22 protein-coding genes are annotated in these 22,367 nt (G+C 59.5%); 12 read left to right on the top strand and 10 right to left on the bottom strand.

The genetic code is table 11. The features are described 5' to 3' along the window. Positions 1-18 precede the first annotated feature (18 nt). Together ACR0DO_RS15020 and ACR0DO_RS15015 are read left to right on the top strand one after the other, a co-directional pair. A complete protein-coding gene (locus ACR0DO_RS15020) occupies positions 19-276 on the top strand; it encodes an acyl carrier protein (RefSeq protein WP_170324939.1) in 258 nt (85 codons plus the stop codon). A gap of 9 nt (positions 277-285) precedes the next feature. Continuing rightward, positions 286-1,494 carry a beta-ketoacyl-[acyl-carrier-protein] synthase family protein gene (locus tag ACR0DO_RS15015; protein ID WP_480559893.1) on the top strand — a complete coding sequence of 403 codons (1,209 nt, stop codon included), beginning with the start codon at positions 286-288 and terminating at the stop codon, positions 1,492-1,494. A gap of 60 nt (positions 1,495-1,554) precedes the next feature. On the opposite strand, the gene ACR0DO_RS15010 is transcribed toward ACR0DO_RS15015, so the two are convergent. Then, positions 1,555-2,163, bottom strand: a complete 609-nt coding sequence (locus ACR0DO_RS15010; protein WP_480559891.1) for an invasion associated locus B family protein — start codon at positions 2,161-2,163, stop codon at positions 1,555-1,557. Positions 2,164-2,590: 427 nt separating this feature from the next. Here ACR0DO_RS15010 and ACR0DO_RS15005 point away from each other — a divergent pair, with 427 nt between their 5' ends. After that, positions 2,591-4,132 carry a helicase HerA-like domain-containing protein gene (locus ACR0DO_RS15005; RefSeq protein WP_480559889.1) on the top strand — a complete coding sequence of 514 codons (1,542 nt, stop codon included), beginning with the start codon at positions 2,591-2,593 and terminating at the stop codon, positions 4,130-4,132. A 45-nt stretch (positions 4,133-4,177) separates the two neighbouring features. Here the strand turns inward: ACR0DO_RS15005 and ACR0DO_RS15000 are convergent, their stop codons facing one another. From ACR0DO_RS15000 to ACR0DO_RS14970, 7 genes are all read right to left on the bottom strand, one after another. Further along, positions 4,178-4,429 (bottom strand): hypothetical protein, encoded by a 252-nt coding sequence (locus tag ACR0DO_RS15000; protein ID WP_480559887.1) that lies wholly within the window; start codon positions 4,427-4,429, stop codon positions 4,178-4,180. A 187-nt stretch (positions 4,430-4,616) separates the two neighbouring features. Continuing rightward, complete coding sequence (locus tag ACR0DO_RS14995; RefSeq protein ID WP_170671498.1) at positions 4,617-5,930, bottom strand: branched-chain amino acid ABC transporter permease; 1,314 nt, start codon at positions 5,928-5,930, stop codon at positions 4,617-4,619. Further along, positions 5,927-6,937, bottom strand: coding sequence for a branched-chain amino acid ABC transporter permease (locus tag ACR0DO_RS14990; RefSeq protein WP_480559885.1), 1,011 nt, complete (start codon positions 6,935-6,937; stop codon positions 5,927-5,929). The genes ACR0DO_RS14995 and ACR0DO_RS14990 overlap by 4 nt, the downstream gene beginning before the upstream one ends. Then, on the bottom strand, positions 6,937-7,371 hold the full coding sequence (locus ACR0DO_RS14985) for a hypothetical protein (RefSeq protein ID WP_480559883.1): 435 nt from the start codon (positions 7,369-7,371) through the stop codon (positions 6,937-6,939). Before ACR0DO_RS14985 ends, ACR0DO_RS14990 begins: the two co-directional genes overlap by 1 nt. 1 nt (position 7,372) lies before the next feature. Further along, on the bottom strand, positions 7,373-8,203 hold the full coding sequence (locus ACR0DO_RS14980) for an ABC transporter ATP-binding protein (RefSeq protein ID WP_480559881.1): 831 nt from the start codon (positions 8,201-8,203) through the stop codon (positions 7,373-7,375). Continuing rightward, positions 8,200-8,988: an ABC transporter ATP-binding protein gene (locus ACR0DO_RS14975; RefSeq protein WP_480559879.1), complete on the bottom strand. Its 789-nt coding sequence runs from the start codon at positions 8,986-8,988 to the stop codon at positions 8,200-8,202. The genes ACR0DO_RS14980 and ACR0DO_RS14975 overlap by 4 nt, the downstream gene beginning before the upstream one ends. A 106-nt stretch (positions 8,989-9,094) precedes the next feature. Next, positions 9,095-10,276, bottom strand: coding sequence for an ABC transporter substrate-binding protein (locus ACR0DO_RS14970; RefSeq protein WP_170442784.1), 1,182 nt, complete (start codon positions 10,274-10,276; stop codon positions 9,095-9,097). Positions 10,277-10,444: 168 nt separating this feature from the next. On the opposite strand from ACR0DO_RS14970, the gene ACR0DO_RS14965 reads away from it, so the two are divergent. Continuing rightward, positions 10,445-11,542, top strand: a complete 1,098-nt coding sequence (locus ACR0DO_RS14965) for a PQQ-dependent sugar dehydrogenase (RefSeq protein ID WP_480559877.1) — start codon at positions 10,445-10,447, stop codon at positions 11,540-11,542. A 7-nt stretch (positions 11,543-11,549) separates the two neighbouring features. On the opposite strand, the gene ACR0DO_RS14960 is transcribed toward ACR0DO_RS14965, so the two are convergent. Further along, the gene (locus ACR0DO_RS14960) at positions 11,550-12,554 is read right to left on the bottom strand and encodes a GlxA family transcriptional regulator (RefSeq protein WP_480559875.1); all 1,005 of its coding nucleotides are present in this window, start codon (positions 12,552-12,554) and stop codon (positions 11,550-11,552) included. Positions 12,555-12,723: 169 nt separating this feature from the next. On the opposite strand from ACR0DO_RS14960, the gene ACR0DO_RS14955 reads away from it, so the two are divergent. Continuing rightward, entirely contained in the window at positions 12,724-14,094 is a 1,371-nt protein-coding gene (locus ACR0DO_RS14955; protein WP_480559873.1) for a class II 3-deoxy-7-phosphoheptulonate synthase, read from the top strand. A 57-nt stretch (positions 14,095-14,151) separates the two neighbouring features. Here the strand turns inward: ACR0DO_RS14955 and ACR0DO_RS14950 are convergent, their stop codons facing one another. Then, complete coding sequence (locus ACR0DO_RS14950) at positions 14,152-14,772, bottom strand: PAS domain-containing protein (RefSeq protein ID WP_480559871.1); 621 nt, start codon at positions 14,770-14,772, stop codon at positions 14,152-14,154. Between the two features lie 285 nt (positions 14,773-15,057). On the opposite strand from ACR0DO_RS14950, the gene ACR0DO_RS14945 reads away from it, so the two are divergent. The 7 genes from ACR0DO_RS14945 to pstA all read left to right on the top strand — a co-directional run bounded on the left by ACR0DO_RS14945 (position 15,058) and on the right by pstA (position 22,366). Then, positions 15,058-15,948: a YicC/YloC family endoribonuclease gene (locus ACR0DO_RS14945; protein WP_480559869.1), complete on the top strand. Its 891-nt coding sequence runs from the start codon at positions 15,058-15,060 to the stop codon at positions 15,946-15,948. Positions 15,949-15,965: 17 nt separating this feature from the next. Beyond that, entirely contained in the window at positions 15,966-16,607 is a 642-nt protein-coding gene (gene gmk / locus ACR0DO_RS14940) for a guanylate kinase (protein ID WP_480559867.1), read from the top strand. Further along, a complete protein-coding gene (locus ACR0DO_RS14935) occupies positions 16,604-17,128 on the top strand; it encodes a gamma carbonic anhydrase family protein (RefSeq protein WP_480559866.1) in 525 nt (174 codons plus the stop codon). Before gmk ends, ACR0DO_RS14935 begins: the two co-directional genes overlap by 4 nt. Positions 17,129-17,146: 18 nt before the next feature. Then, on the top strand, positions 17,147-18,193 hold the full coding sequence (locus tag ACR0DO_RS14930; protein ID WP_480559864.1) for an ATP-binding protein: 1,047 nt from the start codon (positions 17,147-17,149) through the stop codon (positions 18,191-18,193). 203 nt (positions 18,194-18,396) lie between these two features. After that, complete coding sequence (locus ACR0DO_RS14925; RefSeq protein WP_170671481.1) at positions 18,397-19,452, top strand: substrate-binding domain-containing protein; 1,056 nt, start codon at positions 18,397-18,399, stop codon at positions 19,450-19,452. A gap of 83 nt (positions 19,453-19,535) precedes the next feature. Next, the gene (gene pstC / locus ACR0DO_RS14920) at positions 19,536-21,008 is read left to right on the top strand and encodes a phosphate ABC transporter permease subunit PstC (RefSeq protein WP_480559861.1); all 1,473 of its coding nucleotides are present in this window, start codon (positions 19,536-19,538) and stop codon (positions 21,006-21,008) included. Continuing rightward, positions 21,005-22,366: a phosphate ABC transporter permease PstA gene (pstA, locus tag ACR0DO_RS14915; protein ID WP_480559859.1), complete on the top strand. Its 1,362-nt coding sequence runs from the start codon at positions 21,005-21,007 to the stop codon at positions 22,364-22,366. The genes pstC and pstA overlap by 4 nt, the downstream gene beginning before the upstream one ends. The last annotated feature ends 1 nt before the right edge of the window (position 22,367 follow it).

Below are 22,367 nucleotides of genomic sequence, written 5' to 3'. Positions count from 1 at the left end.
GATAATCAGAGGACCGACATGAGCATCACCGACCGCGTCATCGCAATCATTGCTGAGCAGGCCGTGCTGGAGCCTTCGGACGTCACACCCGAAAGCACGCTTGAGGATCTGGGAATCGACAGTCTGGGTCTGGTCGAGAGCATCTTTGCCATCGAGGAAGAGTTCGACATCTCAGTCCCGTTCAACGCCAACGAACCCGAGGCCAGCGACTTTGATATCTCGAATGTGGCGGCCATCATTGCCGGTATCGAAAAGCTCGTGTCGGAAAAGGTCTGACAAAGCCTCATGAAACGCGTTGTCATTACCGGCGCCGGGACGATCAACTCGCTGGGCCATTCCGTATCCGATACGCTGGAAGCCATGCGCGAAGGACGTTGTGGCATCTCAGAGCTTGAATTCCGCGACGTCGAGCGTCTTTCCATCAAGATCGGCGGTCAGGTCCGAGGGTTCGAGGCCGAAGGGCGGTTCAACCGCCAACAGATGAGCCTGTATGATCGGTTCACTCAATTCACCCTTACGGCCGCGAAAGAGGCGATCGATCAATCCGGGATCAAATTCAACGGTGAGCTTGCCGCCCGGTCCGGTGTTGTTCTGGGCACCGCCGGAGGTGGCGTTTCGACCTGGGATGACAATTACCGGTCGGTCTACGAAGACGGCAAGAATCGGGTTCACCCGTTCGTTGTACCCAAGTTGATGAACAATGCCGCGGCCAGCCACGTGTCGATGGAGCACAACCTCAAAGGCCCGAGCTTTACCGTCTCGACTGCCTGTGCGTCGTCAAACCACGCGATGGCGCTGGCGTTCCAGATGGTGCGCAGCGGGGCAGCCCCTGCAATGATCACCGGCGGGTCTGAATCGATGCTGTGTTTTGGCGGCGTGAAGGCCTGGGAGGGGCTTCGGGTCATGTCCCGGGACGCCTGCCGCCCGTTCAGCGCAAACCGTAACGGCATGGTTCAGGGCGAAGGTGCCGGTATCTTTGTCTTTGAGGAATATGAACACGCCCGTGCTCGGGGGGCCGATATCCTGTGCGAGATCGTAGGATTTGCCATGTCCTCGGACGCGTCAGATATCGTGATGCCCAGCAAACAGGGCGCGGCACGGGCGATGGCGGGTGCTTTGGCGGATGCGCGTCTGAATGCGGATCAGGTGAGCTATATTAACGCGCATGGCACCGGCACGGCCGCGAATGACAAAACCGAATGCGCGGCGGTTGCGGATGTGTTCGGCCCGCACGCGGATGATCTGATGATTTCATCCACGAAATCCATGCACGGTCACCTGATCGGTGGAACCGGCGCGGTCGAGCTGCTGGCCTGTATCATGGCATTGCGCGATGGCGTGATCGCTCCGACCATCGGCTACGAAGAGCACGACCCGGAATGCGCGCTGGACGTGGTGCCCAATACCGCCCGCGAGGCAAAGGTCGAGGTGGCGCTGAGTAATGCGTTTGCCTTTGGGGGGCTCAACGCGGTACTTGCATTGAAGAAGGCATAAGGCCGGAGCAAAGCAATAGAAACGCCGCCGTAACAGAACGGCGGCGTTTTTTGTCTTGGCTTAGTTCTGGTTCGCGTTCAGCCCGTCAAACCCGGCCGTGAAGCCCGACAGGGACATTTCCAGTTCCACCAGTTGATTGGGCGCATGGACCGAGACCATGGACAGCTTTGCCTTGCTGCCAGCTTTCATCGCATCCACGTCGCCTTGGGTGAAACCCAGTTGGGCGATACAGCCGACCGGGGTGCAGGTTTGATAGTCATAGCGTTTGCCTGGTGCTCCATCGATCGAGAAGGCCAGCTGTGCCTGCAGAAGAATTTCCAGAGGCACGATGACAGTTGCGCCTGCAACGACCGTGGTGCCCTCGGCAAGCTTTTCAATGGTGATTTCCGCGATGGGCTGCCGCTGCGGACCCAGCAGAGTCTGCCGCAGGGCGCAGGGGTCATTGTCTGTGTCTGTGTTGATGCAGGTGACAGACCAGTCTCCGGCCTTCTCCCTGACGTATTGTTCGCCAACACGAGGGCCGCTTTCACCGAGGTCCAGTTCGGTCCCCGTACTTGTCTGCGGCGTTTCGGCTGCGGGTTGGTTTTCCTGCGTCGTTTCCTGTGCGTAAACAGCCCCGCAGCACAGCACGGCGGCCATTACGTTGAAAGAGAGAAGTTTCTTGATCATGAATGCCTCGGCAGAGTGATTGAGCTTTTTGTGCGTCTTACCACCCTTGGATCATGGTGTCAGGCTCTAAGCTGTGTAAACGGTCGGATATGATCGGTTTTTCGCCATTCCGCGGCATTTCCGGTCTACGAAAAAGGGAGCCGGTGGAGCGGCTCCCTTTCATAAAATGTTCTCCCCGTCGGACTGGCCGACTTAGTTATGCGCAGACGTTACGAAAGGCGGGCGCAGCGGTCAACTGCAAACCTGAAATTTTAATGGCAGAGACAGCTTTCCTTTAAAAAAACCGCGCCCGAAGGCGCGGTCAGTCGACAGGGAGGAAGTTTGCCGCCTTGCACCAATCGCGACGAGGGCGGCGAATTGACTATCGCAGTCAAAGGTTAACTTTGTATGCTGGGGGCAGATCGGTGGAAATTAAGGCCTTACATACATGGAAAAAAACATCTTTCTGGGCGGCGCGGGTGACGATTACAGCCAGCCTCAATCCCTGACGCTGAAATATGCCAACCGGCACGGGTTGATCGCCGGTGCGACGGGCACGGGCAAAACCGTAACATTGCAAATTCTGGCCGAGGGGTTTTCCGCAGCGGGCGTTCCGGTGTTCCTTTCCGACGTCAAAGGGGATTTGTCCGGTCTGGCCATGGCGGGGAGCGAAACCCACAAGTTGCATCAGGCGTTTCGGGATCGCGCCACGCGCATCGGGTTTCAGGATTACGCCTATGCCGCGTGCCCGGTGACGTTCTGGGACTTGTTCGGTCAGCAAGGCCATCCGGTGCGCACGACCGTGACCGAGATGGGCCCGCTGCTGCTGTCGCGCCTCATGGACCTGAGCGAGGCGCAGGAAGGCATCCTGAACATCGCGTTCCGCGTAGCGGATGAAGAGGGAATGCCGTTGCTGGATCTCAAGGACCTGCAAGCCCTGCTTGTCTGGATCGGCGAAAACCGGACGCAATTGTCCCTGCGTTACGGCAACGTCTCGACAGCGTCGATCGGGGCCATTCAACGGCGTTTGCTGGTATTGGAAAATCAGGGCGGCACCAACCTGTTTGGCGAACCCGCGCTAGAGCTTGCGGATCTGACGCGCACGGACGAGAACGGGCAGGGGATGGTGAACATTCTGGCCTCGGACAAGCTGATGGGATCTCCGCGCCTATATGCGACCTTCCTGTTGTGGCTACTGAGCGAGCTGTTTGAAGAACTGCCCGAGGTCGGAGATCCGGACAAGCCCAAGCTGGTCTTCTTCTTTGACGAGGCGCATCTGCTGTTCGAAGACGCGCCTAAGGTTCTGGTCGACAAAGTTGAACAAGTCGCGCGGCTGATCCGGTCCAAGGGGGTTGGTGTCTATTTCATTTCACAAAACCCGGCAGACATACCCGAGGATATTCTGGGGCAGCTTGGAAACCGTGTTCAGCACGCGTTGCGCGCGTTCACGGCCCGGGATCGCAAGAACCTGCGCCTGGCTGCCGAAACATATCGTGAGAACCCGGCCTTCGACACCGAGACGGCAATCCGCGAGGTCGGCGTGGGCGAGGCGGTGACCTCGATGCTGCAGAAAAAGGGGGTGCCGGGGATTGTTGAACGGACCTTGATCCGCCCGCCCGGATCGCAGCTCGGGCCAATCACCGAGGCCGAGCGTCAGGCGGTTCTGGCAGCTTCTCCGATGCAGACGAAATACGGCACGCTGAAAGATCGCAGGTCGGCGTTCGAAATCCTTCAGGCTCGTGCGGAGGTGGCGGCCGAGGCCGCTGCCAAGGCGGAAGAGAAGGAAGAAACCCAAACAACTGCCGAGCGCGAATTCGCTACGGCCCGCCGGTATTCCGGTGGCCGCGTCGGGCGGTCTTCTTCCCGGGTGACGCGGAAGAAGGATACCTTTGCCACCGCCATGGGTGAGGCCGTCATCAAGGAACTCAAAGGCACCACCGGGCGCCGCATCGTGCGGGGTATTCTGGGCGGGCTGTTTCGGGGCCGATAAGCGCGCGGCGCCGTGCGGTATGTCTGCCGCGCGGCGCCGATCCCGTTACTTCAGACGACGCTGGCCTTCTTGTCGGCAATAAGCGTCCGCCTCGGGCACCGACATCTTGGTGGCCGGGAAATCGATGGCGCGGTCCCAGGTGACCCGGTCATGACGGTACAGCTGACAGGTGACCACGCCCTTCGGAGTTTGAACCTTGACCGGCTCAGTCTCCAGATCTTCGGGTGATGGGATACATGCGGCCAGACTGGCGACTACCGGCAGCATGAGGATCTTGGGGATAAACGAAGTTTTCATGTGTCGTCTTCTTACTCTCGAGAGGTGGCCTGTAGTTTCAGCCTCGATTGACTAATTAAACGTGAAGGCGATCCGGCGCAGGCCCGGAACGTGCTCAGCGATGATTTCGTCTATTCATGTTCGGTTCATGAATCAAGAAACCGCGCCGATTATGCGGCACGGTTTCGATTTTTCCCACAGGTGCGATCTATTTCTCGGGAATCAGGCCCCTTGGGCTGAATCTGAGAACAATCAGCAGGATCAGCCCCATGGTCAGCAGGCGCATATGCGCGGCGCTTTCAATCAGGTGTGCCTTGAGCGCACTGCCATCAGGCATACCCGAAGTGATCAGGTTCATAAGCCACAGGCCGATAGGTTCGACCTGAACCCAGAGGAACCAGATGACGAAGGCGCCCAGAACCGCTCCGAAATTGTTGCCCGAACCACCGACGATCACCATCACCCAGACAAGGAAGGTAAACCGCAGCGGCTGATAGGCGCTGGGGGTCAGCTGACCGTCCAGAGTGGTCATCATGGCACCCGCGATGCCGCAGATGGCCGAGCCCAGAACGAAGATCTGCAAATGGCGGCGGGTGACGTCTTTGCCCATCGCCTCGGCTGCGACCTCGTTGTCGCGAATGGCACGCATCATGCGGCCCCACGGGCTGTTCAGAGCTTTCTGCGCCATCCAAAGCAACACCAGCAACACGATCAGAAATAGCAACGAATAGCCCAGCTTGACCGACAGGGTCGACGCCGTTACCGGATCCAGCCCCAGCCAATCAGCCCGTGCAACAAAGCCGGGATCGTTTTGCAGATCGACCTCATAGCCCACCACCGGGGCAGGACGCGGGATTCCGTAGACGTTCTTGACGCCACGGGCCAACCAATCCTCGTTCTTCAAGATCGCGATGATGATCTCGGCAATACCCAGCGTTGCAATCGCCAGATAGTCCGAGCGCAAACCCAAAGCGGTCTTACCGATCAACCAGGCGGCACCGGCAGCCAGCAGACCTCCGGCGGGCCAGGCCAGCAGCACCGGCAGGTTCAGGCCGCCGAGGTTGCCTGCGACCGCAGGTTCAATTGCCTCGACCGCCGCGGTGTTGGGATCAAGCACGGCGCGGTAGATAAAGAACCCCGCTATCAGAATGGCGATGATCGACAGAGTTCGTACCCGGCCTTTCGGCATCTTTTGCGCCACCAGTACGGTGGCCACAACGGTCGCGGCACCCAGCAGCAGGGCCAGAACGATGCCGTATCCGCCCGCAGACCACGCTCCAGGTGTCGTCGGGGTGGAAACCAAAACGACCGCAAGCCCGCCCAGCGCGACAAAGCCCATGACGCCGACGTTGAACAGCCCGGCAAAGCCCCATTGCAGGTTCACCCCCAACGCCATGACGGCCGAGATCAGCCCCATATTCATGATCAGGATCGCGGCGTTCCAGCTTTGCGTGAACCCGGTCAGCAGAATCAGGCCGCCGACCACGGCGAAAAGCAGCGTGTTTTTGACAGGCTCGGTCATACCGCTTTCCCCTTAAACAGACCCGTAGGTTTGAACAGCAGCACGATCAGCAGGATCACAAAGCTGACCGCGAACTTGTAGTCGGTGGACAGGAACTGCACCAACCCCGACGGCTCCAGGCTTTCCGGCGCCAGATAGGTCAGCACCTTTTTCCAGGCATAGGTGATCGTCACCTCGGAAAAGGCGATGATGAAGCCGCCGGCGATGGCACCCAGAGGGCTGCCGAGGCCACCCACGATGGCCGAGGCGAAGATCGGCAGCAGCAACTGGAAATAGACGAAAGGCTTGAAGCTTTTGTCCAGCCCGTACAGCACGCCCGCCGTGGTCGCCAGCGCGGCGACGATGATCCATGTGATCATCACCACGCGTTCGGGGTTGATCCCCGACAACAGCGCCAGATCCTCGTTATCCGAATAGGCGCGCATCGACTTGCCGGTGCGGGTCCTGTTCAGGAACCAGAACAGCAGCGCCACGGCGACAACGGCCACGATGACGGTAATGCCCTGTGAGGTCTTGATCGCCAGCCCCTCACGCAGCCCGGTCATCTCGCGGAAATCCCGCGCCGAAACGATGAACCTTGCACCGTCCGAGAACCTTTGGTCATCCGGTCCGATGATGAACCGCACCAGACCATTCATGATGAACATCACACCCATCGAGACGATCACAAGAATGACGGGTTTGGCCTTTTGTTCCCGGTAGAACCTATAGACCAGCCGGTCGGTGACCAGCACCAGAACGATGCAGCCCAGAATGGCAAAGGGCAGGGCCAGCAGAGCGGTTGGCAACGGACCAAAACTGACCCCGGCGGCCTGCAGGCCCCACGTGACCAGCACAGCGATCATCGCGCCAAAGGCCATCGTGTCGCCGTGGGCAAAGTTCGAGAACCGCAGGATGCCATAGATCAGCGTCACCCCCAGAGCGCCCAGCGCCAACTGGCTGCCATAGGCGATTGCGGGAACAAGGACGAAGTTGGAGAGCGCCACAATGGCGTTGAGGAAGTCCATTAAAACTCCTGCTCGCAATCGCCTTCAAATACACGACGTGCATTGAAAGTCTTTGAATATTCGACATATCGCTGCGGAACAACGGTGAGCGTAGCCGTCAGCTTTGATGGTGGTGTTCGTGCCAAGAACATGATCGAGCGGCTATTTTCATCTTCTTGCGATGCAATCATCAAGGAGTTTCCAGAAGTGACCACGTACTCTGTTCCGTTCGAAAGACGTACTTCGGAAGTCGCTTCACCAGCCGCAGCGGTGCCGTCAATGATGAACTCCCCGAAGTTACTTCGAATCTGGTCGGGCGGTTTGCCGATAAACTCGATATTGAGCATGGAGCCCACGCATTCCCCTTCGTTTTCACAGGCTTCTCTGAGAAAGCATGTTTCGGCTTCAGCAGCGCTGCAAATTGAGGCCAAGATCAATACTTCAGGTATTCTCACGCTACCCCCCCAAGAAACTCTTGCGCACTTCCGGATCGGCCAGCAGTTCCTTGCCCGTGCCGGTATAGGCGTTGCGCCCCTGAACCAGCACATATCCCTTGTCCGCAATCTCCAGCGCCTGACGGGCGTTCTGTTCAACCATCAGGATCGGTAGGCCGGTGCGCGAGACTTCGATGATCCGGTCGAACAGTTCATCCATCACGATGGGCGAGACACCAGCGGTGGGTTCGTCCAGCATCAGCACCTTGGGCTGGGTCATCAGCGCGCGGCCTACGGCGACCTGTTGGCGTTGACCGCCCGACAGCTCTCCGGCCGGTTGGTTGCGCTTGTCGCGCAGGATGGGGAAGAGGTCATAGACCTGCTCCATCGTCTGGCTGATGTCGTCGCGGCGGATGAAGGCGCCCATTTCTAGGTTCTCCTCCACCGTCATCGAGGTGAAGATGTTCGAGGTCTGCGGCACAAAGCCCATCCCCCTGATCACCCGGTCCTGCGGCGAGAGTTTGGTGATATCCTCGCCATCCAGCCGCACCGCCCCGGCACGGACGTCCAGCATTCCAAACACGGCCTTCATCGCCGTGGATTTACCGGCACCGTTGGGGCCGACGATCACCGCAATTTCACCCTTGTCGACGGCGATGGTGCAGTCGTGCAGGATATCCGGCCCCTTGCCATAACCACCGGTCATGGTGTCGCCGATCAGGAACGGGCCGCCGCCGACATAGTGCGTTTCACCGCTGGTCTGGTGGGCCGGAACCATGGTGCCCGCACCATGCGGATTGGTAATCGAGGCGTCCTTGTTGCCCTTGTCGTCCTGATAAGGATTGTCGCTCACGCTCCGGCCTCCAGCTTGTCTTTGTTCTTCAGGCCGGTGCCCAGATACGCCTCGATCACGTGCTCGTTGGCCTTGATCTCGTCCAGAGTACCCTCGGCCAGAACCTTGCCCTCGGCCATGCAGATGACCGGGTCGCAGATTTTGCCGATGAAATCCATGTCGTGCTCGATGACCACGAAAGTATAGCCGCGTTCCTTGTTCAGGCGCAGGATGGTGTCGGCGATGGTCATCAGCAGGGTACGGTTCACGCCCGCCCCGACCTCGTCCAGAAACACGATCTTGGCATCGACCATCATGGTGCGGCCAAGCTCCAGCAGCTTTTTCTGCCCGCCCGAGACCTGACCCGCCTTGTGATCGGCCAGATGTTCGATGGTCAGGAACTCAAGCACCTCGTCGGCCTTGGCGCGCAAGGCGCGTTCTTCGTCGGCGATGCGCTTGCGGCCGAACCACGTGTTCCACAATGCCTCGCCCGATTGAGCGCCAGGGACCATCATCAGGTTTTCGCGGCAGGTCATCGACGAGAACTCGTGCGCGATCTGGAACGTGCGCAGCAAGCCCTTGTGAAACAGCTCATGCGGGGGCAATCCGGTGATGTCCTCACCATCCATGAACACCTTGCCGCTGGTCGGAGGCAGAACGCCTGCGATCACGTTGAACAGGGTGGTTTTGCCTGCACCGTTTGGTCCGATAAGGCCGGTAATCGAACCCTTTTCAATCTTTAACGAAGCGCCATCCACCGCGTGGAAGCCGCTAAAATGCTTGTGCACGTCTTCTACGACGATCATGGTTTTCCCTTGTCTTTTCCCCGAAAACAGAGGTGCCGCCTTTTGTCACTGAAACAGCCCGGACACAAGGCCCGGGCTGTTCCGTTCGGTCTGAATTGACGCTTGATTAACGGTAATTAACCGTCTTCATCTCACCGTCGATAACCTCGATCTCACGATAGGCGCCGGCGCTTTCACCGGGGCCGATCAGTTCGACGCCCGACGCGCCGACATAGTCGATGTCCTGACCGGCGGCGAGCAGTTCCAGACCTTTGGCCAGTTCACCCGGATAGATTTTCTCACCCGGTTCGTTGGCGACGTCCATGATCTTGCTGCCGTAGTCGGCGGGGTTGCTGGAACCCGCGGCCTGCATGGCCAGCAGGAACAGCGCTGCGGCGTCATAGGATTCGGGAACAAAGATCGACGAGCCGTCAAAGCCCTCGCCCTCGGCCATCGCAAAGAACGAATCCGCAGCCTCGCTTTTCGAACCCGGCGCCTGACCGTAGGAACCATTCAGATCCGGGCCTACGTTTTCGGGCAGCGAGTCACCGATCATGCCGCCCGGCAGGCCGAACGTGTCGAACGCACCGCTGTCCAGCGAGGATTGGATGATGCCCAGACCACCCTGGTCCAGATAACCGGCCACGACCAGAATGTCGCCGCCAGCCGATGCAAGGGCGCCAACTTCGGCCGAATAGTCGGCCTTGCCGTCTTCGTGTGCCGCTACGATGGTGACTTCACCGCCCAGCGACTCGAACGAGGATTTGATCGCCTCGGACAGACCCTTGCCGTAGTCGTTGTTGGTATAGGTGAGAGCGATTGAGTTGACGCCACGCTCTTTCAGGATGTCGGCCATGATCTCACCTTCGCGCGCGTCAGACGGCGAGGTGCGGAAGAACAGGTCATTGTCTTCCATGACAGACAGACCCGGCGAGGTCGCCGACGGTGAAATCATCACCATGCCGTTCGGAACGGCAACGTTCTGCAGGATCGCGCCGGTCACGCCCGAGCAGTCTCCGCCGACCAGGCCGTTGATGCCTTCGGCAACCAGGCGTTCAGCGTTGGCAGTGGCCAGCGCATTGTCGGCGCAGCCGGTATCGGCACGTACCGGGGTCACGGTCGATCCGTCCAGCAGCTTGCCCGACTCCGAGACTTCTTTCATGGCCAGTTCCGCACCGGCGGCCATTGCAGGCGACAGCGATTCAATCGGGCCGGTGAAACCGAACATAATACCCAGTTTGACGTCTTCGGCCATGGCGGTGCCGGCCAGCAATGCGGTTGCTGCGGTTGCAGTAAGCAGCTTTTTCATGTGGTTACTCCCAAGTTGGAACGTATTCGTTCTGCGCATGACCCTAGGCAAGCTGTCCGGAAAAGAAAAGTCCTCACGAAGATGTGTCATTGCCACCTATAGTTCTGCTAGTTTTTGTTGGGTGTATCCCGTGATTTGGCGGCAGGCGGTCCATGGATGGAGAGCTGAATGTTAAGAGTATTTGCGATTCTGGCGCTGTGGTTTCCGGCCGGCTGGGTCAGTGCCGACACCCTTGAGACCTCATCCGGTTCCGTGCAGGTCAGTCCGATGATTGAGGGCCTGGATACACCTTGGGCTGTCGGGCTGTTGCCAGGTGGCGCGTTTCTGGTGACCGAGCGCGAAGGTGAACTGCTCTATGTCACGGACGGGCAGGCAAAACGCGTCAGGGGTGTGCCGAAAGTGGCGGCAAACGGGCAGGGCGGTTTGCTTGACGTGACCGTCGCCCGCGATTTCTCTCGCACCCGAGAGGTTTTCCTGACTTTTTCGAAACCGCAGCAGGGCGGTGCCGGAACCGCCCTTGCGGTGGCCCAATTGTCAAATGCGGGTGATCAACTGACCAACCCGCGCGTGATCTTCGAGGCGGTCCCGGGTGGTTCGGCTGGGCGGCACTATGGCTCGCGGGTGGTTGAGGCGGAAGATGGGACCCTGTTCGTCACGATCGGCGACCGGGGTGAGCGCTCCAAAGCTCAGGACCGCTCCAACTATAATGGCACGGTCATTCGCGTGAACCGCGACGGTTCGGTGCCTGCGGACAACCCTTTTGTCCGGGAAGACGGCGCGAGGCCCGAGATCTGGTCTTACGGCCACCGCAATCCGCAGGGGGCCGGGCTGGACGCGCGCGGGCGGCTTTGGATTTCCGAACATGGCGCCAAAGGCGGGGATGAGGTCAATCTGGTCCGGCCTGGTCGGAACTATGGTTGGCCGGTGATCTCTTACGGCGTGCATTACTCCGGCAAGAAGATCGGAGAGGGCACTGCGAAACCAGGCATGGAACAGCCCGAATTCTATTGGGACCCGTCCATGGCACCGTCCGGGTTGATGGTCTATTCCGGCAAGCTGTGGCCCGAGTGGAAAGGGAACATCTTTGTAGGCTCGCTGAAATTCGACTATATCGCGCGGCTGGCGGGATCGCCGCTGCAAGAGGTCGAGCAGATCAAAGGCCCCGAGACCGAACGCGTGCGCGACATCGTCGAGGCCCCGGATGGGTCGATCTGGTTCATTTCGGTCGGGCAGGGGGCGGTCTATCGCATGACGCCGGGCACGTAGGACCGGGTTAACCGGACAGCCGGTCACCCTGTGCGCCGCGCTCACGGTAGGGCGTCGTGTTGTAATGCGCCCGGTAGCATTTCGAGAAATGCGACGGGCTGGCAAACCCACAGGCCAGCGCCACGTTGATCACGCTCATATCCGTCTGCATTAGCAGGTTGCGCGCTTTGTGCAGCCGCAGTTCCATATAATAGCGCTTGGGCGACCGGCTGAGATAGCGACGGAACAGCCGTTCAAGCTGCCGCGTGGACATGCCGACATCCTTGGCCAGAATCGAAGGCGAGATCGGCTCTTCGATGTTCTTTTCCATCATCAGGATGACCTGGCTCAGCTTGGGGTGGCGCACGCCGATGCGGGTCGGAGTCGACAGGCGTTGCGTGTCCTGATCGGTACGGATCGAGGAATAGATCATCTGATCCGCCACCGCGTTGGCCAGGTCTTCGCCATAATCGTCGGCGATGATCTTCAGCATCAGGTCGATGGACGAGGTGCCACCCGCCGTGGTCATGCGGTTCGCATCGACGATAAAGACAGACTTGGTCAGTTCGACCTCGTCGAATTCCTCGACAAAGCTGTCGGCGTTTTCCCAGTGGATCGTGGCGCGCTTGCCGTCCAGCAAGCCGGCTTTGGCCAGCGTATAGGCCGCGGTGCACAGGCCTCCGATGCGCAGGCCGCGCCGTGCTTCGCGCCGCACCCAGTTCAGCACCTTCTTGGTGGTCGCTGCCTGCACGTCCACGCCGCCGCAGATCAACACGACATCGTCGCGCTGAAGTTCGGTCAGGTCCTCGTTCAACGCGAACGTCGTACCAGCCGAACAATTGACCGTTTCGCCGCTTTCGCCCATCAGGGTCCAGGTATACAGCGTCCTATCCGCCATACGGTTGGCAATCCGCAGGCTGTCCAACGCCGATGCGAATGACAGCAGCGAGAATTTGTCCAGCAGGACAAATACGAAATTGCGCGGGTTGGCCGCAGTGTCTTCCACCGTGACAACTTGGCGTTGCTCTTGCATGGCGAGGTGTCCTTGATTCGGCGCTTCGAGACGTTACGTCCGGCGACAGATTTGACAGCCACCATGATCAAAGCTTGTTTCCCGCGTCAAGAGGCCCAAATCGGATATGGTCAGTCTTCAATGCATTTTGTATAGAGACGACCTGACTACTTCAGCGGAGATCAAAGCTATGACCGAATGGCAAAAAACGAACTGGCGCAACAAGCCCCGGGTTCAGATGCCAGACTATACCGACGAGGCCGCTTTGGCCAAGGTCGAGGCCCAGCTTTCACAGTATCCCCCGCTGGTCTTTGCCGGTGAGGCGAGGCGTCTCAAGCAACATCTGGGTGCCGCCGGTCGCGGCGAGGCCTTCCTGTTGCAGGGCGGGGATTGCGCCGAAAGCTTTGAACAATTCAGTGCGGACGCGATCCGTGACACCTTCAAGGTGATGCTGCAAATGGCAATGGTGCTGACCTATGGCGCCAAGGTGCCGGTGGTGAAGGTTGGCCGTATGGCGGGCCAGTTCGCCAAGCCGCGCAGCGCCCCCACCGAAGTTGTGGATGGTATGGAACTGCCCAGCTACCGTGGTGACATCATCAACGAGCTGGCCTTCACGCCCGAAGCACGCATTCCGAATCCCGGCAAGATGCTGCAGGCCTACACTCAGGCCGCCGCGACGCTAAACCTGCTGCGCGCATTCTCGACCGGTGGTTTCGCGGATATGAGCATGGTGCATTCCTGGACGCTGGGCTTTACCGACGAACAGGATGTCAGCAAATACTCGGAAATCGCTGACCGTATTCAGGATACGATCGATTTCATGAACGCTGCCGGGATCACGGCGGACACCACGCACGAATTCTCGACCGTTGAATTCTACACCAGCCACGAAAGTCTGCTGCTGGAATACGAAGAGGCGCTGACCCGTCTTGATTCGACATCCGGAAACTGGCTGGCCGGCTCCGGCCACATGATCTGGATCGGTGACCGCACGCGTCAGCCGGACGGCGCACATGTAGAGTTCTGCCGCGGCGTGCTGAACCCGATCGGACTGAAATGTGGTCCGACCACGACGGCCGAAGACCTCAAGGTTCTGATGTCCAAGCTGAACCCCGAGAATGAAGAAGGCCGCCTGACCCTGATCGCGCGCTTTGGTGCGGGCAAGGCGGGCGAACATCTGCCGCGTCTGGTCAAGGCCGTGAAGGAAGAGGGGGCCAAGGTCACTTGGGTCTGCGATCCGATGCATGGCAATACGATCAAGTCAGCCACCGGCTACAAAACGCGGCCCTTTGACTCGGTCCTGCGCGAGGTGCGCGACTTCTTTGGTGTGCATCAGGCCGAGGGCACCATCCCCGGCGGCGTGCATTTCGAGATGACCGGGCTGGATGTCACCGAGTGCACCGGCGGCGTGCGGGCTGTGACCGAAGAGGACCTCTCGGATCGTTACCACACCGCTTGCGATCCGCGTCTGAACGCGTCGCAATCGCTGGAACTGGCATTCCTTGTTGCTGAGGAACTGACCAACCTGCGCCGCAATGGCAACAAACGCGCGGTCAGCTGAGTTTCGGGCAAATTGCAAAAGAAAGGCGGGCCATTTGGTCCGCCTTTTTCGTCGGTGTCAGTCGTCGCGGGACGACACCAGCCGCAGATGTGATCCGGGGCGTTTGAACGCATCCTGATCCTCGGCGAAACCGGCAGGTTCGTGGTCCACCTGCTGCTGTGGTGCTTGCACGTCGGAGACCGCCCGAACGCGGGTGTCCGGAATGGTGAACCGGCGTGGCGTTGCACCGATTGCACCGTCACAGACCATCACGCCCAGCACGCGGCTGACATCACCAAGGTCACTTTTCAGCGGCAACAGGATCATGCGGGCCTGCAATTGGACCCGCCCCAGTTTGCCGGCAGAGACCAGTCCCAATTCGGCAATCGCAGGCCGGGCAAAGACCTGCTCAAGAACGTCCGAAATCTGGCCGCGGTCGCTGGGTTCGAAAAACGCGGTCAGTGGCATACCGCGTACTTCCATGCCCGCCAGTTTGTTCAGATGGCTGCCTGCCAGACGGAACCGCGCCAGCCCCGGTGCAATGCGTTCCAGGATGAACGTGTATTCCAGAACGTTCTCAAGACCACGCGGATCGACCTGCGACCGCTTGGGCACGCCGTCACCTGTCAGAAGCGCGGTCCAGTACGCTTCGACCTGTCGGATGGGCGAGAGGCTGCGCCCGCTGTCAAAACGATCCATTGCGACGATCTTTCCAAAACTTGACCCGGAACCGTTTCCGAAAAAGGTTTTCATTTTCATCACCCTAGCGTCGATTGACCGTCATTTTCCTAAAATGCCAGATACCGGGACCATTTGCGCCCGACCTGCGCTGGCTCAGGTCAGATTGACACGGGTTAAGTCAATTTTGGAGGAATTCTTTAACGAATGGTTAACTTCTGGAGATCGGTTCAAAGTGAGCAAACTCTTGCCCTGCGCCTGCCGATGGCATTAGGTGCACCAAGCGAGCAGACAGGGGCAGCTAAAATGATCAAATCCATGACCGCTTTCGCCTCGGGCAAGGGGGCATATGGGCCCCATAGCTGGACGTGGGAGTTGCGCAGTGTGAACGGCAAGGGGCTGGACATGCGCCTGCGCGTGCCCGACTGGCTGACCGGGCTCGAAGCTGGCTTGCGGGCGCAAACCTCGAAAGCTCTGAGCCGGGGCAGCGTTACCCTTTCGCTAAAGCTGAGCCGTGATGAAACGGCGCCCGATCTTGCCCTGAACGAAACCGCCATGGCCGCCGCGCTCACCGCGCTGGCGCGCACACAGGAAATGGCCGCCGCCAGCGGTGTTGCGCTGGCTCCGTCCACTGCGGCTGACCTGATCGGCATCAAGGGCATGTTGGAGGCCGGCAGCGACGTCGATGACCCCGCGCCGCTGGTGGAACAACTGACCAAGGAGTTTGCCCCGCTTTTGGCTGCGTTTGTTGATATGCGCCAGACCGAGGGCAAGGCACTGGCCGACGTTCTGGACGGGCAATTGGCGCAGGTGGCTCAACTAACCGAACAGGCTGCGGATCTTGCCGAGCAACGCAAGGACAAGGCCGCCGAGGCGCTGCGGGAAAACCTCGCGCGAGTACTGGACAATGCGCAGGGTGCCGACCCTGACCGGGTTGCACAGGAACTGGCGCTGATCGCCGTCAAATCCGATATCACCGAGGAAATCGACCGCCTGAAAGCCCACGTTGTGGCTGCGCGGGATTTGTTGTCTCAGGACACAGCCGTCGGGCGCAAGCTGGACTTCCTGATGCAGGAGTTCAACCGCGAGGCCAACACGCTGTGTTCGAAAGCGCAGAGCGCTGATCTGACCTCGGTCGGGCTTGAGTTGAAGGCGGTCATAGACCAGATGCGCGAACAAGTGCAAAATGTTGAATGATTATGGGAACGACTGACATGGCAGATCGCCGCGGCCTACTTATCATCCTGTCTTCGCCCTCGGGTGCGGGAAAATCCACTCTGGCCCGCCGGCTGATGGCTTGGGACGAAGGTCTGGAATTTTCGGTCTCGGCCACAACCCGCGCGCCCCGTCCGGGTGAGGAGCATGGGCGCGAGTATTATTTCCTGTCGGAAGACGAGTTCAAGCAGCAGGTTGCCGATGGGCAGATGCTGGAACATGCGCACGTTTTCGGGAACTTTTACGGCTCGCCCGCCGGTCCGGTGCGGGATTCCATCAATTCCGGCCGGGATGTGCTGTTTGACGTGGACTGGCAGGGCGAGGTGCAGATCCGCAATTCGGATCTGGGCAAGCATGCGCTGTCGATCTTCATCCTGCCGCCCTCGATCCCCGAACTGCGCCGCCGTCTGGAGACCCGCGGGCAGGACAGCGCGGATGTGATTGCCAAACGGATGCTGAAAAGCTGGGATGAGATCAGCCACTGGGGTTATTACGACTATGTACTGGTCAATGACGATCTGGACTCGACCGAGGACAAACTGAAAACCATCGTCAGCGCGGAACGCATGCGCCGCATCCAGCAACCCAATCTGCAAAACCACGTGCGTACCCTGCAAAACGAATTTGAGGGGCTGTCATGACCATCTACGCCTTGGGGGAGCACATTCCGCAAATCCACGAGGACACTTGGGTAGCGCCCGACGCCAACCTGATCGGCAAAGTGGTGCTGGAGCAGGGCGCCTCGGTCTGGTTCGGCTGCACCATCCGGGCGGATCATGAAGAGATTCGTGTGGGCGAAGGTAGCAACGTGCAGGAAGACTGCATCATGCATATCGACGCCGGGTTCCCTCTGACCATCGGCAAGAATTGTACGATCGGGCACAAGGTGATGCTGCATGGTTGCACGATCGGGGAAAACACGCTGATCGGGATGGGGGCGATTGTTCTGAACGGCGCGAAGATCGGTAAGAACTGCCTGATCGGGGCAGGGGCCCTGATCACCGAGGGCAAGGAAATCCCCGACAACTCGCTGGTCATGGGGTCGCCCGGCAAGGTCGTGCGGCAGCTGGATGAGGCAGCGGCGCAGAAAATCACCCTCAGCGCGTTGCATTATCAGCAGAACATGCGCCGGTTCCGCGATGAGATGAAGCCTGTGGTCTAGTCTGGAAAGATTGAGAAAATGTCAGACGACCTGCTTGCCGAATTTGTTTCGGCCATTCCGATGCCCGCCCTGATGGTCGACCAGACAGAGCGGATCATTGCCGCGAATACGGATGCGAAAACCCTGTTGACGCAGAATATCGTCGGACGGCATTTCGCAACGATCCTGCGGCAACCGCAGGTGATTGATGCGATTGAACAGGCCCTGCATACCAAAGGCCCGGCCAAAACGCGCCACCTGTCCAACGATGGTGCGCAGGACACTACGTTCGAGGTCGAATGCCGTTATCTGAACGGGGTCGGCGCGGTGTCTGGCGGGGCGGTGCTGGCGATCTTTCAGGACATCACGCATGTCGAGCAGGCCAGCCAGATGCGCCGCGATTTTGTCGCCAATGTCAGCCATGAGCTACGCACACCTCTGACAGCCGTGATGGGGTTCATCGAAACCTTGCGCGGACCGGCCCGTGACGATGCGGTCGCGCGTGAGCGCTTTCTTCACATAATGAACGATGAAGCCAACCGGATGAACCGGCTGGTAGGGGATCTGCTGTCTTTGAACCGCGTCGAAAGCGAAGAGCGTGTGCGGCCGAAAGAACAGCTGGAGCTGACGGGCCTCGTGCAGTCGACGCTGAACTCTCTTCGGCCTCTGGCTGAAGACGCCGAGGTGCAACTGACCCTGAAAGCGCCGGAAGAACCTGTTTCGCTGACCGGAGACAATGACCAGCTTCGCCAGGTCTTCACCAACCTGATCGAGAATGGCATCAAATACGGTGGCAGCGGTGGCAGCGTCGAGATTCGCGTGGCTCCGTCTGAACGCGATTCCGCAATGCGGGGCCCGGCGGTTCGGGTTCAGGTGATCGACAAGGGGCCGGGTATCGATGCGGTGCATTTGCCCCGTCTGACCGAACGATTCTATCGCGCCGACAGTCACAGATCGCGGCAATTGGGCGGGACGGGGCTGGGTCTTGCCATCGTGAAGCACATCATCAACCGCCATCGCGGGCGGCTGCGGGTGGAAAGCGATCTGGGCAAAGGCACGACGTTCACCGTTATTCTGCCGCGGTGACCCGCTAAACTCACAGCAATCAGAGCGGTTTCGTGAAGCTATGTGAACGCTGCATGTCTGCAATGCGTCGCGTCGGTAAGAATTTCTGTCGACTGTCATATAGCTGTTACATACCTGTCACAAAAGGCTTACGCGCGGGCCGTAGAGGTGCCGGCAAGATCATCATGGGGGTGATCACCAACTACATTCTCAAGGAGACTGAGATGTCCTTTGTAAAACTGTCGGCTTCGGCCCTTGCTATCGCTGCTGTCTCGGCCACTGCGGCCGCCGCCCGTGATCAGGTTCAGGTTGCCGGTTCCTCAACCGTCCTGCCTTATGCTTCGATCGTTGCGGAAGCCTTCGGTGAAAACTTTGACTTCCCGACACCGGTTGTTGAATCGGGTGGTTCCTCGGCGGGCCTGAAGCGTTTCTGTGAAGGTGTTGGCGAAAACACCATCGACGTTGCAAATGCATCGCGCGCCATCCGTGAAAAAGAAATCAAAGCCTGTGCTGAAAACGGCGTAACCGACATCATCGAAGTTCAGATCGGTTATGACGGCATCGTTTTCGCATCCGACATCAACGGCAACTCGTTCGAGTTCACGCCGGAAGACTGGTACAAGGCCCTGTCTGCACAGATTGTTGTTGATGGCCAGCTGGTCGACAACCCGAACAAAACCTGGGCCGACGTGAACCCAGCGTTCCCGGCGCAGCCGATCGCAGCCTTCATCCCGGGCACCAAGCACGGTACCCGTGAAGTGTTTGAAGACAAAGTGATCCTGGCCGGCTGTGAGCACCTGGGCGACTTTGACGCCTATCTGGCCGCCGCAGAAGGCGACAGCGACAAGGCCAAGAAGAAAGCGGCCGAGAAAGCCTGTATCGCTCTGCGCACCGACGGCGTGTCGGTCGACATCGACGGCGACTATACCGAAACTCTGGCCCGTATCGACAGCAACAAGGACGGCATCGGCGTCTTTGGTCTGGCGTTCTACGAGAACAACACCGACAAGCTGCAAGTTGCGACCATGTCCGACATCGTTCCTTCGACCGAGTCGATCGCATCCGGCGAGTACCCCGTGTCGCGCCCGCTGTTCTTCTACGTGAAGAAAGCCCACATCGGCGTAATCCCCGGCCTGAAAGAATATGCCGAGTTCTTCGTCGCTGACGAGATCGCAGGTCCCGACGGCCCGCTGGCCGAATACGGTCTGGTTTCCGATCCGGAACTGGTCAAGGTACAGGAAACTGTTGCCAACGAAACCGTTCTGGGCGGCGGCTCCTAAGTACATTTGTGAATGGAACCGGGGCGTTTTATACGCGCCCCGGTTCGTTTTGACTCCAACTCTGCCATCCCCACGGAGTTATCATGGCGTTATCCTGGCTGTTGCTTATCCTGCTTGCGCTTGCAGTGATCGGATACTTCACGGGTCGGTCCCGTGCCCTGGCAAGTGCGGGAGGTGACGCCCGCGAATTGCACTCTTTGCCGTCCTATTATGGCTACAACGTCGCCATGTCGGCGCTTGTTCCAGCTTTGGGCGTATTGATTGTCTGGCTTCTGGTACAGCCGATGATCGTGAACAGCACGGTATCCGGTCTCATCCCCGATCAGGCGATTCCCGAAGGATCGGATCGCGGCCTGATCATGAGCGAAGTGCGCCGCGTGGCCTACGGCCTGGATGGCGCTGTTGCTTCGGGCGCATTGACCGGGGCCCAGGCGCAGGATGCGAACGCGGATATTGACGCGCTGACGTCAGCTCTGAAAGACGCGGGTCAGGTTCTGACGCAGGATATCACCCAGCCCATTCTGGTTGCGGCGCAGAAATACCGCAGCATGACCGGGACCGGGTCGGTGGCGATGCAGGTCGTCGTGCTGGCGCTGGCCCTCATGGGCGCAGCCTTTGCCTATGTGCGGACGCACAAGGAATTCCGCGCGCGCAACGTGGTCGAGCAGGGCATTCTGGCGCTGCTGTTGCTGGCCGCATCGATTGCGATTCTGACCACCGTCGGCATCGTGCTGTCGATGCTGTTCGAAACCATGAACTTCTTCCAGCTGCATTCGTGGAAAGACTTCTTCTTCGGCAGCACCTGGGCCCCGAACTTCCGCGGAGGCAGTGAGCTATCGATCCTGCCGCTGCTGTGGGGCACCCTCTATATCTCGCTGATCGCACTATTGGTGGCCGTACCGATTGGCCTGTTCGCCGCGATTTACCTTTCGGAATATGCCTCGGGCGCGACCCGCGCGCTTGCCAAGCCGCTGCTTGAGATCCTCGCCGGTATCCCGACCATCGTTTACGGCCTGTTTGCTCTGCTGACCGTGGGTCCGGCGCTGGTGTCGATGTTCGGTGACGGAGGTGCGCTGGGTCTGGGCTGGATGGCCAGTTCCAACGCGGTTCTGACGGCCGGTCTGGTCATGGGCGTCATGCTGATCCCGTTTGTCTCGTCGCTGTCCGACGACATCATCAACGCGGTGCCGCAGTCGATGCGCGATGGCTCGCTGGGTCTCGGCGCAACCAAATCCGAGACCGTGCGTCAGGTGGTTTTGCCAGCCGCGTTGCCGGGGATCGTGGGTGCGATCCTGCTGGCTGCGAGCCGTGCCATCGGTGAGACGATGATCGTGGTGATGGCCGCGGGTGCCATCGCCAAATTCTCGGGCAACCCGTTTGAGGCGATGACCACCATCACCACACGTATTGTCAGCCAGTTGACCGGCGACACCGATTTTGCCAGCCCCGAAACGCTGGTGGCATTTGCATTGGGTCTGACCCTGTTCATCATCACGCTGGGGCTGAACATCTTTGCCCTCTACATCGTACGCAAATACCGGGAGCAGTACGAATGACCGATATTTCCCAAACCCCTGGTGCTGCTCCTGCTGCGAAGCGCAAAGGCGGGTCGCTGTTCGAAAAGGACGCGCGCACCAAACGTCGGAATGCTGCCGAAGGCCGGTTCAAACTGTATGGCATCGCGGCCATTGGCATTGGCTTGCTGATGCTGGTCGTTCTGGTGACCAACATCGTCACTGCCGGTACAGGCGCGTTCCAGCAAAGCTTTGTTGAGCTGAATGTCGAGCTGAAGGAAGACAAGCTGGACAAGAAAGGCAACCGCAATATTGAGGACATCAAGAAGGTCTCGACCTTTGGCTATGCGCCTCTGATTGCATCGGCGCTGGAAAGCGAAGTGCAAAAACTGGGCATTCAGACGGACCTGAAGCCCAAAGAGCTGGGAAAAATCCTGTCCAAGGCGGCGCAGGCTGATCTGCGGAACTATGTCATCGCCAACCCCGATGAGATCGGCAAGACGGTCAGCTTTCGTTTTCTGACCAACAGCCGCGTTGATGGCTATATGAAAGGCCGCGTGACCCGGGATTCGATCGCCAATGACAAGAGCATCTCGGTCGCGCAACTGGATGTCGTGGATCAGCTGCGTGACGCGGGCGTGCTGTACAAGGCCTTCAACCCGGACTTCATCTTTGGCGCGGACGCATCCGACCAACGGCCCGAGGCGGCAGGGATCGGTGTGTCGATGCTGGGCTCGCTGTTCATGATGTTCGTGGTGCTGGCGCTGGCACTGCCTATCGGCGTTGCGGCCTCGATCTATCTTGAGGAATTTGCGCCGCAGAACCGGCTGACCGATATTATCGAGGTGAATATCTCGAACCTGGCTGCCGTGCCGTCGATTGTGTTCGGTATTCTGGGCCTGGCCGTGTTCATCAACTACATGCACCTGCCGACCTCGGCGCCGCTGGTGGGTGGCCTTGTGCTGACGCTGATGACCCTGCCGACGATCATCATCTCGACCCGCGCATCGCTGAAATCGGTGCCGCCGTCGATCCGGGATGCTGCACTTGGGGTAGGGGCCTCGAAAATGCAGGCGGTGTTCCACCATGTTCTGCCGCTGGCCGCGCCTGGCATTCTGACCGGCACCATCATCGGTCTGGCGCAAGCGCTTGGGGAAACTGCACCGCTGCTGCTGATCGGGATGGTGGGCTTTATCGCCTCGAACCCGCCGGACGGAATTGTTGCGGGCTTCTTGTCGCCGAACTCGGCCATGCCAGCGCAGATCTACGAATGGTCCAAGCGCGCCGACCCGGCCTTTTATGAACGCGCATGGGGGGGCATCATCATCCTGTTGATCTTCCTCGTGACAATGAACACCATCGCGGTCATCCTGCGCCGCCGCTTTGAACGCCGCTGGTAAA

The organism is Ruegeria sp. AM9 (assembly GCF_056540565.1).
This window is presented reverse-complemented; position numbering and strand designations above follow the sequence as displayed.

Bases quoted from the DNA above. Each gene is read 5' to 3' on its own strand.
- ACR0DO_RS15020 (WP_170324939.1), top strand. From the start codon at position 19: ATGAGCATCACCGACCGCGTCATCGCAATCATTGCTGAGCAGGCCGTG.
- ACR0DO_RS15015 (WP_480559893.1), top strand. From the start codon at position 286: ATGAAACGCGTTGTCATTACCGGCGCCGGGACGATCAACTCGCTGGGC.
- ACR0DO_RS15010 (WP_480559891.1), bottom strand. From the start codon at position 2,163: ATGATCAAGAAACTTCTCTCTTTCAACGTAATGGCCGCCGTGCTGTGC.
- ACR0DO_RS15005 (WP_480559889.1), top strand. From the start codon at position 2,591: ATGGAAAAAAACATCTTTCTGGGCGGCGCGGGTGACGATTACAGCCAG.
- ACR0DO_RS15000 (WP_480559887.1), bottom strand. From the start codon at position 4,429: ATGAAAACTTCGTTTATCCCCAAGATCCTCATGCTGCCGGTAGTCGCC.
- ACR0DO_RS14995 (WP_170671498.1), bottom strand. From the start codon at position 5,930: ATGACCGAGCCTGTCAAAAACACGCTGCTTTTCGCCGTGGTCGGCGGC.
- ACR0DO_RS14990 (WP_480559885.1), bottom strand. From the start codon at position 6,937: ATGGACTTCCTCAACGCCATTGTGGCGCTCTCCAACTTCGTCCTTGTT.
- ACR0DO_RS14975 (WP_480559879.1), bottom strand. From the start codon at position 8,988: ATGATCGTCGTAGAAGACGTGCACAAGCATTTTAGCGGCTTCCACGCG.
- ACR0DO_RS14970 (WP_170442784.1), bottom strand. From the start codon at position 10,276: ATGAAAAAGCTGCTTACTGCAACCGCAGCAACCGCATTGCTGGCCGGC.
- ACR0DO_RS14965 (WP_480559877.1), top strand. From the start codon at position 10,445: ATGTTAAGAGTATTTGCGATTCTGGCGCTGTGGTTTCCGGCCGGCTGG.
- ACR0DO_RS14960 (WP_480559875.1), bottom strand. From the start codon at position 12,554: ATGCAAGAGCAACGCCAAGTTGTCACGGTGGAAGACACTGCGGCCAAC.
- ACR0DO_RS14955 (WP_480559873.1), top strand. From the start codon at position 12,724: ATGACCGAATGGCAAAAAACGAACTGGCGCAACAAGCCCCGGGTTCAG.
- ACR0DO_RS14950 (WP_480559871.1), bottom strand. From the start codon at position 14,772: ATGGATCGTTTTGACAGCGGGCGCAGCCTCTCGCCCATCCGACAGGTC.
- ACR0DO_RS14945 (WP_480559869.1), top strand. From the start codon at position 15,058: ATGATCAAATCCATGACCGCTTTCGCCTCGGGCAAGGGGGCATATGGG.
- gmk (WP_480559867.1), top strand. From the start codon at position 15,966: ATGGCAGATCGCCGCGGCCTACTTATCATCCTGTCTTCGCCCTCGGGT.
- ACR0DO_RS14935 (WP_480559866.1), top strand. From the start codon at position 16,604: ATGACCATCTACGCCTTGGGGGAGCACATTCCGCAAATCCACGAGGAC.
- ACR0DO_RS14930 (WP_480559864.1), top strand. From the start codon at position 17,147: ATGTCAGACGACCTGCTTGCCGAATTTGTTTCGGCCATTCCGATGCCC.
- ACR0DO_RS14925 (WP_170671481.1), top strand. From the start codon at position 18,397: ATGTCCTTTGTAAAACTGTCGGCTTCGGCCCTTGCTATCGCTGCTGTC.
- pstC (WP_480559861.1), top strand. From the start codon at position 19,536: ATGGCGTTATCCTGGCTGTTGCTTATCCTGCTTGCGCTTGCAGTGATC.
- pstA (WP_480559859.1), top strand. From the start codon at position 21,005: ATGACCGATATTTCCCAAACCCCTGGTGCTGCTCCTGCTGCGAAGCGC.